The sequence below is a fragment of the Modestobacter sp. VKM Ac-2983 genome (genome assembly GCF_026967885.1).
In the GTDB taxonomy this organism is placed as follows: Bacteria; Actinomycetota; Actinomycetes; order Mycobacteriales; family Geodermatophilaceae; genus Modestobacter.
On record NZ_JAPVBK010000001.1, the window covers coordinates 1,273,414 to 1,286,324 of the forward strand.

The window sequence follows — 12,911 nt, forward strand, 5'->3', positions numbered from 1 at the left end:
CTGCCAGCCGTGGCGCTGCACCACCCGAACTCGGCACCACCTGATCTTTCGGACCACCGCACCACCCGTGTTCAGCACGCTGCACCACCGGGCCCCAGCCGCACCGGCCGGGGCGCGGACCAGACTTCGCGGGCCGGGCAGAACCGCCGCTCCCAGTGGCCGCCCGACCCGCCCAACCCACGTTCCTGCGCGGCCGCCAGTCGGAGACGATCGGCGCCCGGGGACGCACAGGAGGCGAGCCCTTCGTGGCCGACCACTACGACAACGAGAACAGCACCGACCTCAGCACCGCGGAGGGATCGACGCCTCTCGCCGAGCTGCTCGGCGGTCCGGTGGCTGACCCGGCCGAGGGTGAGGCCCTGCTCGGTGAGCCGGACGCCGAGCCGACCGCCGAGGACCTCTCCGAGGAGCCGGTCGAGACCCCGGTGGCCGAGGCGGTGACGCCCCAGCCGGAGCACGAGCTCCCGAGGTTCGGCGCACAGTTCAGCTCACCCGAGCCCACGACCGTCACCGCCCGGCCCCGCCGTCGCGCGACCCGGCCGGCCGTGACCGCCGACCCCGACTCCGTCGAGCCCCCCGCGCCGCAGCTCTCGCACGTCGCCCCCGCCTTCATCAGCTTCGTGGCCCCCGAGCCCGAGGTCGCTGCGCCGCGCCGCCGCAGCCGCCGTCCCCAGGCCGAGTCGCCGAGCGAGTCGACCGAGACCGACACCAGCCGGACCGACGACCGCCCGGCCACCGACGAGCGGGACGCCGAGGAGGCGCCGCCGCGGCGTTCCCGCAGCCGTCGCCGCAGTGCGGCCGAGAGCGAGCCGGTCGAGGTCGAGGAGACCGAGACCGACGAGCGGGACGCCGAGGACTCCGACGACCGCGACGGCGAGGACGGCGGTTCCTCGGGCAGTCGTCGCCGGCGCCGGGGGCGTCGGGGCCGCGGCCGCGGACGCACCGGTGAGGACGCCACCGACGGCGACCGCGAGGACGAGGACACCGACACCGACGTCGAGACCCCGGTCGGCGCCGACGAGTCCGGCGACAGCAGCGAGCGCGATGCCAGTGAGCGCGACGGCCAGGACGACGACACCGAGGACGACGACGCTGCCGAGGGCGGCTCGGGGTCCAGCACCCGCCGTCGTCGCCGTCGCCGTCGCCGCGGCACCAGCGGCGAGAGCGGCAGCGACGACACCGCCGAGGACGCCGATGACCGGCCGGAGCGCGCAGGACGCAACGGCCGTACCTCCAGCGACGACGACGTCCGGGGCGTGGCCGGCTCCACCCGGCTCGAGGCCAAGCGCCAGCGCCGCCGTGAGGGCCGCGACGGTGGCCGTCGCCGCGCGCCGATCCTGTCGGAGTCGGAGTTCCTGGCGCGGCGCGAGGCCGTGGACCGGGCGATGGTCATCCGGCAGCACGGCGAGCGCACCCAGATCGCCGTTCTGGAGGACGACGTCCTCGTCGAGCACTACGTCACCCAGACGCAGGCGACCTCGTTCGCGGGCAACGTCTACCTGGGCCGCGTGCAGAACGTGCTGCCCAGCATGGAGGCCGCCTTCATCGACGTCGGCAAGGGCCGCAACGCCGTCCTGTACGCCGGTGAGGTCAACTGGGACGCCGCCGGCCTGTCCGGCAAGTCCCGGTCGATCGAGACCGCGCTCAAGTCCGGCGACAAGGTCCTGGTCCAGGTCACCAAGGACCCGATCGGCCACAAGGGCGCCCGGCTGACCCAGCAGGTCAACCTGCCCGGCCGCTTCCTGGTCTACGTGCCCGGTGGCTCGATGACCGGCATCAGCCGCAAGCTCCCGGACAAGGAGCGCCAGCGGCTCAAGGACATCCTGAAGAAGATCGTCCCCGAGGACGCCGGCGTCATCATCCGCACCGCCGCGGAGGGCGCCTCGGAGGAGGAGCTCACCCGCGACGTGGCCCGGCTCCAGGCGCAGTGGGAGGTCATCCAGACCAAGGCGTCCTCGACCAGCAACGCGCCGACGCTGCTCTACGGCGAGCCGGACCTGGCGATCCGGGTCATCCGCGACGTCTTCAACGAGGACTTCAAGCGGCTGGTCGTCCAGGGCGACGACGCCTGGGACACCGTCGAGGCCTACGTCGCGCACGTCTCCCCGGAGCTGTCCGAGCGGCTGCAGCGCTACACCGGCACCGGCGACGTCTTCCGCGACCTGCGGATCGACGAGCAGCTGATGAAGGCGCTGGACCGCAAGGTCTGGCTGCCCTCGGGCGGCTCGCTGGTCATCGACCGCACCGAGGCGATGACGGTCGTCGACGTGAACACCGGGAAGTTCGTCGGGTCCGGCGGCAACCTGGAGCAGACCGTCACCCGGAACAACATCGAGGCCGCCGAGGAGATCGTCCGTCAGCTCCGGCTGCGCGACATCGGCGGGATCATCGTCATCGACTTCATCGACATGGTCCTGGAGAGCAATCGCGACCTCGTGTTGCGGCGGCTCACCGAGTGCCTCGGCCGCGACCGCACGAAGCACCAGGTCGCCGAGGTGACCTCGCTGGGCCTGGTGCAGATGACCCGCAAGCGGGTGGGCCAGGGTCTGCTGGAGGTCTTCTCCGAGCCGTGCGAGCACTGCCGCGGCCGGGGTGTCCTGGTGCAGGTCGACCCGGTGGACGACAAGAAGCGGTCCAGCGGGAACGGCAGCGCGGGCAACGGCGCCGGCAACGGTGGCGGCGGCAACGGTGGCGGCGGCCGCAACCGGGGTGACTCGGGCAACGGCCCGGGCGCTCCGGGCAGTGGCTCCGGCACCGCGTCGGGCTCCGGTCGCGACAAGGGCCGGAACGACCGGGCCAAGGACGCCGACGTCGTGACCCCCGAGGTCGAGGAGGCGGCACCCGCGACGGAGCGGGAGGCCACCCCGACGCCGCCGGCGCTCGAGGCACCGGAGACCGACGGGACCGAGACCGGCGGCGGTCGCGGCCGGCGCAGCCGAGGCGGCCGGGACCGTGGTGCCCGGGACGGCGGCACCAAGGACCGTGGTCCCGCGGGCACCGGTGCGCCGGACGCCGCTCCGCAGGAGGAGCAGGGCGCAGCGGTGACCGAGACGCCGGAGACGGTGGACGGGGGCACCACGACCTCACGTCGCGAGGACCCGGCCGCCGGCTGGGACGTCGCGGACGCCATGGCGCTGCAGGGCGGGGCGTCCTTCGACGAGCCGGCCGCGGCGGAGCAGGCTGCCGAGCCGGACGCCGAGCCGACCCCTGAGCCGGAGAACGAGCCGGTCGACGAGGGTCGCGGTCGCCGCAGCCGGGGTCGCCGCGGACGCGGGCAGTCTTCCGAGGCCCGGGCGGCCGAGGACGCTCCCGTCACCGAGGCTCCCACTGCCGAGGCGCCTGTCTCCGAGGCGCCTGCCGCCGAGGAGCCGACGCCGGACAGCGTCCTGGCGGCGGCGGTGGCCCCACCGGCCGAGCCGGAGGCCACGGCTGCCGCCGAGGACCGGTCGGGGCCGACCGTCGTCGTGGCACCCCAGCCGGTCGCCGAGCCCGCGGCCGTCCAGGACGTCCCGGCGGCCCGGCCGCGGCGCCGCAGGGCCGCCTCACGGCCCGCAGGCCCGCCGGCCTGATCGAGCGGGCCCGGTGCCCCCACCGCGGGTGAGCTCGCGGTGGGGGCACGGGGCCGACCGGGTCGGCCGAACGCGGTTCGACCCGGGCACGATGCCTCGGGTACGCTGGACGGGTTGCTCCACCACGGGCCGTGCACTCCGGTGCCGCCTGGGAGGCGCGAGCAGCACGTCCAGCACTCGGCCCTCGTGGCGGTCGTGCGCGCAGGACAACAGTGCTGGACACATGGAATCGATCGAGGAGTCAGTGGTGTACGCAGTCGTCAAGGCCGGTGGAGCGCAGCACAAGGTGGGTGTCGGTGACACGTTCACCATCAACCGCCTGAGCGGGGAGGCCGGTGACACCGTCACCCTTCCGGCCATCCTGCTGGTCGACGGCGACACCGTCACCTCCGACGCTCAGACGCTCGCCGGTGTCACCGTGACCGGCGAGATCGTCGAGCACGGCAAGGGCCCGAAGATCCACATCCACAAGTTCAAGAACAAGACGGGCTACCACAAGCGCCAGGGGCACCGTCAGCCCCTGACCAGCGTCGTGGTCCGCGACATCACGAAGGGCTGACGACATGGCACACAAGAAGGGCGCATCGTCGTCCCGTAACGGTCGCGACTCCAACGCCCAGCGCCTGGGCGTCAAGCGCTTCGGTGGTCAGGTCGTCAAGGCCGGCGAGATCATCGTCCGCCAGCGCGGCACCCACTTCCACCCGGGTCTCGGCGTCGGCCGCGGCAAGGACGACACCCTGTTCGCCCTCGTCCCCGGCGCGGTGACCTTCGGCTTCCGCCGCGGCCGCCGCGAGGTCGCCATCACCGCCGTCGGCGCCCCGGTGGCCGTCCGCGAGACCGTCTCGGTCTGAGCACCACCCAGTTCCACCAGCTCTGACTGGGTGGCGGCGCCGGAGTCCGGCGCCGCCACCCGTTTCCCTTTCCGGACAGTTCGGCCGTAGCGCAGAGAGGCGGCGATCATGGCCGCTTTCGTCGACCGCGTGACGGTCCACGTCTCGGCAGGCAAGGGTGCCAACGGGGTCAGCTCCGTGCACCGGGAGAAGTTCAAGCCGCTGGGTGGTCCCGACGGGGGCAACGGCGGGGACGGCGGGGACGTCGTCCTCGAGGTCGACCCGAGCGTGCACACCCTGCTGGACTTCCACCACCACCCGCACCAGAAGGCCGGCAACGGCAAGCAGGCGGCGGGTGACTACCGCAACGGCGGGCGCGGGGCCGATCTGGTCCTCGGCGTCCCCTCGGGCACGGTCGTGAGCGTCGACGGCCAGGTCGTCGCCGACCTGGTCGGGGCCGGTGCCCGGCTGGTGCTCGCCCGCGGCGGCAAGGGCGGGCTGGGCAACGCCGCGCTCGCCAACGCGCGCCGCAAGGCCCCCGGCTTCGCGCTGCTCGGTGAGCCCGGCGACGCCGTCGACGCCGTCCTCGAGCTGAAGAGCATCGCCGACGTCGGCCTGGTCGGGTACCCGTCGGCCGGCAAGTCCTCGCTCGTCGCCTCGATGTCCGCGGCCCGGCCCAAGATCGCCGACTACCCCTTCACCACGCTGGTCCCGCAGCTGGGCGTGATCCGCTCCGGCGACACGACCTACACGATGGCCGACGTCCCCGGCCTTATCCCCGGCGCGTCCGTGGGCAAGGGCCTGGGTCTGGAGTTCCTGCGGCACGTCGAGCGCTGCGCCGTGCTGGTGCACGTGGTCGACATGGCGACGATGGAGCCCGGTCGCGACCCGGAGACCGACATCGAGGCCCTCGAGCACGAGCTGCGCGAGTACGGCGGCGAGGAGCTCGACCTGGTCGGCCGGCTGCGGATCGCCGTGCTCAACAAGATCGACGTCCCGGACGGCCGCGAGCTGGTCGACCTGGTGCGCACCTCGCTGGAGGCGCGCGGCCTGCAGGTGTTCCCGATCAGCGCGGCCACCGGGGAGGGCGTGACCGAGCTGGGCTACGCGCTGGCGGCCGCCGTCGAGGAGCACCGGGCCTCGCTGCCCGACCTCCCGTTGGCACCGATCACCATCACCCCGCGCGCTGTCGACGACGGCGGCTTCACCGTCGAGCCCGACCCCCGCACCGACGGGTGGGTCGTGCTCGGGGTTCGCCCGGAGCGCTGGGTCCGGCAGACGGACTTCAACAACGACGAGGCCGTGGGCTACCTCGCGGACCGGCTCAACCGGCTGGGCGTGGAGGAGGAGCTGGCCAAGGCCGGCGCCGTCCCCGGGGACGCGATCACGGTCGGCGACGTCACCTTCGACTGGGAGCCCACCCTCCCGGCCGGCACGCTCACCATCGAGGAGACCGCGGGCCTGGGTGGTCGGGGCACCGACACCCGGCTCGAGGACAACTCGCGGCCCTCGGCCGACGAGCGGCTGCTGGCCAAGAAGGCCCGCCGGCTGCCGTACGAGGTGGCCGAGGGGGACGGCTGGGTCGACGCCGACCTCCTCGACGACACCGACCGGTGACTGCCCGCGCGGAGATCGCCGCCGCGCAACGGGTGGTGGTCAAGGTCGGGTCCTCGTCGCTGACCACGCTGCCCGGCGGGCTGGACGAGACCCGGCTGCGGGCGCTGGTCGACGTCCTCGGCGCGCTCCGCGCCGCCGGCCGGCAGGTCGTGCTCGTCTCCTCGGGCGCGATCGCCGCCGGGCTGGCGCCGCTGGGGCTGGCCGGCCGCCCCCGCGACCTGGCCACGGCGCAGGCAGCCGCGAGCGTCGGGCAGTTGCGGCTGGTGCAGACCTACGCCGACGCCTTCACCGCCCACGACGTGACCGTGGGCCAGGTGCTGCTCACCGCCGATGACCTGACCCGGCGCAGCCACTACCGCAACGCGCAGCAGACGATCGAGCGGCTGTTGGCCCTCGGTGTGCTGCCGATCGTCAACGAGAACGACACGGTCGCCACCGAGGAGATCCGGTTCGGCGACAACGACCGGCTCGCCGCGCTGGTCGCCCACGTGGCCATGGCCGACGCCCTGCTGCTGCTCTCCGACGTGGACGGCGTCTACGACGGCGACCCGCGCACCGGGCCGGCCGCGCTGGTCGACACCGTGCGCAGCCCGGCGGACCTGGCGGCGGTCACGCTGGGCTCGGCCAGCCGCAACGGCGTCGGCACCGGCGGGATGGCCACCAAGGTGGAGGCCGCCCTCATCGCCTCGGCGGCGGGGGTGCCCGTCGTGGTCACCTCCACCGCCCAGGCGGCGGCCGCGCTGGCCGGCGAGCGGGTGGGCACCCTGTTCGCCCCGACCGGCCGGCGTCCCTCTGCCCGGCAGTTCTGGCTCCGCTACGCCAGCCGCCCCCGGGGCCGGGTGCTGCTGGACGAGGGGGCCGTGCGCGCCGTCCGTGAGCGGCACGCGTCGCTGCTGGCCGCGGGCATCACCGGGGTGACCGGGGAGTTCCTCGCCGACGACCCGGTGGAGCTGGTCGGCCCGGACGGCGAGGTGGTCGCCCGTGGCCTGGTCGCCTACGACGCCCGCGAGCTGCCGGCGCTGGTGGGCCGCAAGACCGGTGACCTGGACCCGGAGCACCGCCGTGAGGTCGTCCACCGCGATGAGATGGTCCTCGTCGGGCGCGCCACCCGAGGCTGAGAGACTGGTGCGGTGACCGTTCGCCCCATCCGCGAGATCGGCGACCCGGTGCTGCGCACCCCGGCCGACCCGATCCGCGCCTTCGACAAGGACCTCGCCGCGCTCGTCCGCGACCTGGAGGAGACCGTCGACCACCCCGGCCGGGCCGGGGTGGCGGCGACCCAGATCGGGGTCGGCCTGCGGGTCTTCTCCTACAACGTCGACGGCGTCATCGGGCACATGGTGAACCCGGTGATCACCGAGCGCAGCGAGGAGACCCAGGACGACGACGAGGGCTGCCTGTCGATCCCGGGGCTCTACGCGCCGACCGTGCGGGCGATGCACTGCGTGGCCGAGGGCTTCGACGTGCACGGTGAGCCGATCCGGATCGAGGGCAGCGGACTCATGGCCCGCTGTCTGCAGCACGAGGTCGACCACCTCGACGGGAAGCTGTTCGTCGACCGGCTGACCGGCGATGCGCGCAAGCAGGTCCTCCGCGCCCTCCGCGCCTGAGGGCTCCGCCAACCCAGGCGTAGGAAGCTGTTCACCCGGTCTAGGCTCCGGAACCGGGTGAACAGCCTCCTGTGCCTCCTCGGGCCGCGCGTAACCTCGACGCGTGTCCGACGTCGAGTTCCCGCTGATCGGGGCCGCCGCGGCCCGCGCCCGCGAGGCCGCCCGCGTGCTCCGCACCCTGCCGACCGAGACCAAGGACGCCGCGCTGGCCGCGATGGCCGACGCGCTGGTCGAGCGCACCGACGAGGTGCTCGCGGCCAACGCCGTCGACGTCGAGGCCGCCGCGGCCGACGGGACGCCGGAGTCGGTGCTCGACCGGCTGCGCCTGGACCCCGGCCGGCTCTCCGGGGTGGCCGACGCGCTCCGGCAGCTGGTCGCGCTGCCCGACCCCGTGGGCGACGTCGTCCGCGGGTCCACGCTGGCCAACGGGTTGCAGCTGCGGCAGGTGCGGGTGCCGCTCGGTGTGGTCGGGATCGTCTACGAGGCCCGGCCCAACGTGACCGTCGACGCCGCCGGGCTCTGCCTGAAGAGCGGCAACGCCGCGCTGCTGCGTGGGTCCGGCTCCGCGCACCGCACCAACACGGCACTGGTCGCCGTGCTCACCGAGGCCGCCGAGAAGGCCGGGCTGCCGGCCGGGTCGATCGCGCTGCTGCCCGCGGACCGCGCCTCGGTCGGTGAGCTGCTCAGCGCCCGCGGGCTGGTCGACGTCGTCATCCCGCGCGGTGGGGCATCCCTGATCAACCGCGTGGTGCGGGAGGCGACCGTGCCGGTGATCGAGACCGGCGTCGGCAACTGCCACGTCTACGTCGACGCCTCCGCCGACCCGGCCATGGCCGAGGCCATCGTGCTGAACGCCAAGACCTCCCGGGTCAGCGTGTGCAACTCCGCGGAGACCCTGCTGGTGCACCGGGACGTCGCCTTCCTGCCCCGGCTGCTGGCCGCGCTGGCCGACGCCGGGGTCACCCTGCACGGCGACGAGGCCGCCGCCCGGGCGCACGAGGGCGTCGTCCCGGCCACCGACGAGGACTGGGCCACCGAGTACCTGTCGCTGGACATGGCCGTGCGGGTGGTGGACGACCTCCCCAGCGCCCTGGACCACATCAGCCGGTGGGGGAGCGGGCACAGCGAGGCGATCGTCGCCGACTCCGCCCGGGCCATCGCCGAGTTCACCGCCGGCGTCGACGCCGCGGCGGTGCTGGTCAACGCCTCCACCCGGTTCACCGACGGCGGCGAGTTCGGCTTCGGCGCCGAGATCGGCATCTCCACCCAGAAGCTGCACGCCCGCGGCCCGCTCGGGTTGCCGGAACTCACCTCCACCACCTACGTCGTCACCGGCAGCGGCCACACCCGCTGACCTGGCCCGCCCACAGGCGCGGGCGCCACCCCGCACGCTCAACGAGGAGCCGCATGTCCCGCACGCCCACCCACGCCGCCCAGTTCGCCGACGTGGCGGACGTGACGACGCGGCTGACGGCCGCGGGGTACCTGCCCGACGCGCAGATCGCCACCACCGTCTTCCTGGCCGACCGGCTGGGCAAGCCGCTGCTGGTCGAGGGTCCGGCGGGGGTGGGCAAGACCGAGCTGGCCAAGGCGATGGCCGCCGCGACGGGGTCGGAGCTGATCCGGCTGCAGTGCTACGAGGGCCTGGACGAGGCGCGGGCGCTGTACGAGTGGAACTACAAGAAGCAGCTGCTGCGGATCTCCGCGGCGGGCACCGGCGGTGCCGACTGGGACACCGTGCACGACGACGTCTTCGGTGAGGAGTTCCTGCTCGCCCGGCCGCTGCTGACCGCCATCCGCCGCACCGAGCCGACCGTGCTGCTCATCGACGAGACCGACAAGGCCGACGTCGAGGTGGAGGGCCTGCTGCTGGAGGTGCTCAGCGACTTCCAGGTCACCATCCCCGAGCTCGGCACGATCACCGCCACTCGCCGACCGCTCGTGGTGCTCACCTCGAACGCGACCCGCGAGTTGTCCGAGGCGCTCAAGCGCCGCTGCCTGTACCTCGCCCTGGACTACCCGAGCGCCGAGCGGGAGCGGGAGATCGTGCTGTCCCGGGTCCCCGACCTCGCGCCGGGCCTGGCCGACCAGCTGGTGCGCACGGTGCGGGCACTGCGTGCCCTGGAGCTGAAGAAGTCGCCGTCGATCTCGGAGACGCTGGACTGGGCGCAGACGCTGCTGGCCCTGGGCCTGGACACCCTGGACGAGTCGGCGATGCGCTCGACGCTGGGCGTGGTGCTCAAGCACGCCAGCGACCAGGTGCGCGCCGCCGCCGAGCTCCGGCTGAACTGATGCCGCCGGGAGCCGCCGTCGAGCCGGGTGGGCTGGTCGGGCACCTGGACGGCTTCGTCCGCGCGGTCCGGGAGGCCGGCGTGCCGGTCGGGATCAGCCAGGCCGTGGACGCCGCCCAGGTGCTCACCGTCGTCGACCTGCTCGACCGGGACCAGCTGCGGCACGGACTGGCCGCGGTGCTGCTCCGCCGGGCCGCCCAGCGCGAGGTCTTCGACGTGCTGTTCGACCTCTGGTGGCCGCTCACCGACCGGCCGCTGCCGGTCGCCGACGACGATGCCCCCGGGGACGGCGACGAGGGCGGCGAGCCGGGGGCCGACGGGCCGCTGCCGGTGGGCGACCCGGGTGCGCTGGCCGAGGCGCTGCGCGCCGAGCTGCTGCGGCTGCTGCTGGACGGGGACTGGGAGGCGCTGCGCCGGTTCGCCCGGCTGGCCGTCGATCAGCTCGGTGCCGGGGCACCCAGCCCCTCGGGGCAGTCGTTCTTCAGCTACCGGGTGCTGCGCGCGCTCTCGCCGGACACGCTCGTGGCGCAGCTGCTGGCCGGGATGCTCGGCGGCGGTGAGACCGGGGGGCTGGCCGAGCAGGTGGCCCGGTCGACGGCGAGGGAGCGGATCGCGGCGTTCCGGACGGCGGTGGAGGCCGAGGTCCGGCGGCGCACCGCGGCGGAGAAGGGGCGGGACAAGGTCGCCCGCAACGCCGTCCGCCCGATGGCCGACCAGGTCGACTTCCTCCGCGCCCAGCAGGCCGACCTGGCGGAGCTGCGTCGCACCGTGGCCCCGCTGGCCCGGCGGCTGGCCGTCCGGCTGTCGGCCCGCCGGCGGCTCGGCCGGGCCGGGCGGCTGGACTTCCGTCGCACGGTCCGCGCCTCCCTGGCCACCGGCGGGATGCCGCTGGTGACCCACCACCGGCCGCGAGCGGTGCACAAGCCCGAGCTGGTGGTGCTCTGCGACGTCAGCGGCTCGGTGGCCGGCTTCAGCCACTTCACCCTGATGCTCACCCAGGCGCTGCGCGAGCACTTCAGCGGCGTCCGGGCGTTCGCCTTCGTCGACTCCACCGACGAGGTGACCCGGTTCTTCAGCCCCGGCGCCGACGTCGTCGACGCGATCGCCCGGATCGGCCGGGAGGCCGACGTGGTGAGCTTCGACGGGCACAGCGACTACGGCAACGCCTTCGAGGTCTTCGCCGAGCGGTGGCCCGCTGCCGTCGGCCCGAAGACGTCGTTGCTCGTCCTCGGCGACGGCCGCACCAACTACCGGAACCCGGGCCTGCCGACGCTGGCCGACCTGGTGCGGCGGTCGCGGTCGGCGCACTGGCTCAACCCGGAGCCGCGCCGGTTGTGGGGCAGCGGCGACTCGGCCGCCGACCGGTACGCCGAGGTCCTCCCGATGGTCGAGGTGCGCACGGCGGCCCAGCTGGCCGACTTCGTCACCACCCTCTGAGGACGCCTCCTCCATGACGACACGCCGACGGAATCGTTCCCACGGGCCTGCCTCCTCGCGCGGCCGCCAATGGGACGGCATCGTCCGGTTCAGGCACGGCGGCGGGGTGGAGGACGAGTTGCAGGAGTGGGTGCCATGACCACCCGGCGGACTCACGCCCGCGACCGGCGGCACGGGGGAGCCGGTCGCCAGCCCGAGGGGGCAGGGACCACCCGGCCGTCGTGCCCCTCCTCCTGGCCCCCGGAACCGGTGGTCGGACGACCGGCTCCGGTCGGGCCGGGCTAGGCTCGGTCGGTGGCAGGACGTCGACTCGGGGTGATGGGCGGGACCTTCGACCCCATCCACCACGGGCACCTGGTGGCCGCCAGCGAGGTCGCCGGACGGTTCGGGCTGGACGAGGTCGTGTTCGTGCCGACCGGTCAGCCGTGGCAGAAGTCCGACCGGGGCGTCAGCCCCGCGGAGGACCGCTACCTGATGACCGTGATCGCGACCGCCTCCAACCCGCGGTTCTCGGTGAGCCGGGTCGACGTCGACCGGGGCGGGCCGACGTACACCATCGACACCCTCACCGACCTGCACCGCCTGCACCCCGACGCCGAGCTCTTCTTCATCACCGGTGCCGACGCGCTCGCCCAGATCGTCGGCTGGCGGGAGACGGACAAGCTCTTCCAGCTGGCCCACTTCGTGGGCGTCACCCGGCCCGGGTACCAGCTGGCCGACGCCGACCTGCCGCACGGTGCGGTCAGCCTGGTCGAGGTGCCGGCGCTGGCGATCAGCTCCACCGACTGCCGCGACCGGGTGCGCCGCGGGCGGCCCGTCTGGTACCTCGTGCCCGACGGTGTGGTGCAGTACATCGAGAAGCGCGGGCTCTACCACCCCGGCACCGGGGCCGACGAGCTGCTCGATGGCCCGCGGACCGGTGGGTTCCCGGCCGAGCGGCGGGTGGCCACCGACCACCGCGAGACCGCGGCCGCCGTACCCGGCCCGACCCTGCGCGACGACCCCGTGCGCGACGAACCCCTGCGCGACCCCGACCTGAACGACACCCCCATCACCGGGGACGACCCGTCCCCCGACCTGCAGGAGATTCCCCGATGACCGCCTCGGACGAGGCACGCGAGACCGCGCTGATCGCAGCGCAGGCCGCCGCCGACAAGCTCGCCACCGACGTCTCCATCGTCGACGTCAGTGACCGCCTGGCGATCACCGACGCGTTCGTCCTGACGTCGGCGCCCAACGAACGCCAGGTCCAGTCGATCGTCGACGGGGTGGAGGAGCGCCTGCGCGAGCACGGCGTGAAGCCGGTCCGCCGCGAGGGTGTGGCCGAGGGGCGGTGGGTGCTGCTCGACTTCGTCGACGTCGTCGTGCACGTCCAGCACGCCGAGGAGCGCGCCTACTACGCCCTCGAGCGGCTCTGGAAGGACTGCCCGGTGATCCCGTTCACCGACGGTGCGGTCCCGGCCGCCCCGACGCCGGCCGAGGAGGACGCCGCCGGTGACGAGGGCGGCCGCGCCGAGGACGCCGCGGGCGAGTCCGGCCGGTGACGGGGGGCCCCGA

General features: G+C 74.2%; 11 protein-coding genes. All 11 read left to right on the forward strand.

Features of this window, described 5'->3' with window-relative positions; genetic code table 11:
- The first annotated feature begins 245 nt into the window (after positions 1-245).
- The 11 genes from O2W18_RS06155 (at position 246) to rsfS (ending at position 12,898) form a co-directional block, all read left to right on the forward strand.
- A complete protein-coding gene (locus O2W18_RS06155; protein ID WP_269186654.1) occupies positions 246-3,569 on the forward strand; it encodes an Rne/Rng family ribonuclease in 3,324 nt (1,107 codons plus the stop codon).
- Between the two features lie 223 nt (positions 3,570-3,792).
- On the forward strand, positions 3,793-4,128 hold the full coding sequence (gene rplU / locus O2W18_RS06160) for a 50S ribosomal protein L21 (protein ID WP_442928894.1): 336 nt from the start codon (positions 3,793-3,795) through the stop codon (positions 4,126-4,128).
- Between the two features lie 4 nt (positions 4,129-4,132).
- Positions 4,133-4,420, forward strand: a complete 288-nt coding sequence (gene rpmA / locus O2W18_RS06165) for a 50S ribosomal protein L27 (RefSeq protein ID WP_269186655.1) — start codon at positions 4,133-4,135, stop codon at positions 4,418-4,420.
- 108 nt (positions 4,421-4,528) lie between these two features.
- Positions 4,529-6,016, forward strand: a complete 1,488-nt coding sequence (gene obgE / locus O2W18_RS06170; RefSeq protein ID WP_269186656.1) for a GTPase ObgE — start codon at positions 4,529-4,531, stop codon at positions 6,014-6,016.
- Entirely contained in the window at positions 6,013-7,134 is a 1,122-nt protein-coding gene (proB, locus tag O2W18_RS06175; protein ID WP_269186657.1) for a glutamate 5-kinase, read from the forward strand. The genes obgE and proB overlap by 4 nt, the downstream gene beginning before the upstream one ends.
- Before the next feature lie 12 nt (positions 7,135-7,146).
- Entirely contained in the window at positions 7,147-7,626 is a 480-nt protein-coding gene (gene def / locus O2W18_RS06180) for a peptide deformylase (protein WP_269186658.1), read from the forward strand.
- A 103-nt stretch (positions 7,627-7,729) separates the two neighbouring features.
- Complete coding sequence (locus O2W18_RS06185; RefSeq protein ID WP_269186659.1) at positions 7,730-8,980, forward strand: glutamate-5-semialdehyde dehydrogenase; 1,251 nt, start codon at positions 7,730-7,732, stop codon at positions 8,978-8,980.
- Positions 8,981-9,033: 53 nt separating this feature from the next.
- Positions 9,034-9,918, forward strand: coding sequence for an AAA family ATPase (locus tag O2W18_RS06190; protein WP_269186660.1), 885 nt, complete (start codon positions 9,034-9,036; stop codon positions 9,916-9,918).
- Positions 9,918-11,354, forward strand: coding sequence for a vWA domain-containing protein (locus tag O2W18_RS06195; protein ID WP_269186661.1), 1,437 nt, complete (start codon positions 9,918-9,920; stop codon positions 11,352-11,354). Before O2W18_RS06190 ends, O2W18_RS06195 begins: the two co-directional genes overlap by 1 nt.
- A 294-nt stretch (positions 11,355-11,648) precedes the next feature.
- The gene (nadD, locus tag O2W18_RS06200) at positions 11,649-12,452 is read left to right on the forward strand and encodes a nicotinate-nucleotide adenylyltransferase (protein ID WP_269186662.1); all 804 of its coding nucleotides are present in this window, start codon (positions 11,649-11,651) and stop codon (positions 12,450-12,452) included.
- Positions 12,449-12,898, forward strand: a complete 450-nt coding sequence (rsfS, locus tag O2W18_RS06205; protein WP_269186663.1) for a ribosome silencing factor — start codon at positions 12,449-12,451, stop codon at positions 12,896-12,898. The genes nadD and rsfS overlap by 4 nt, the downstream gene beginning before the upstream one ends.
- Positions 12,899-12,911 lie beyond the last annotated feature (13 nt).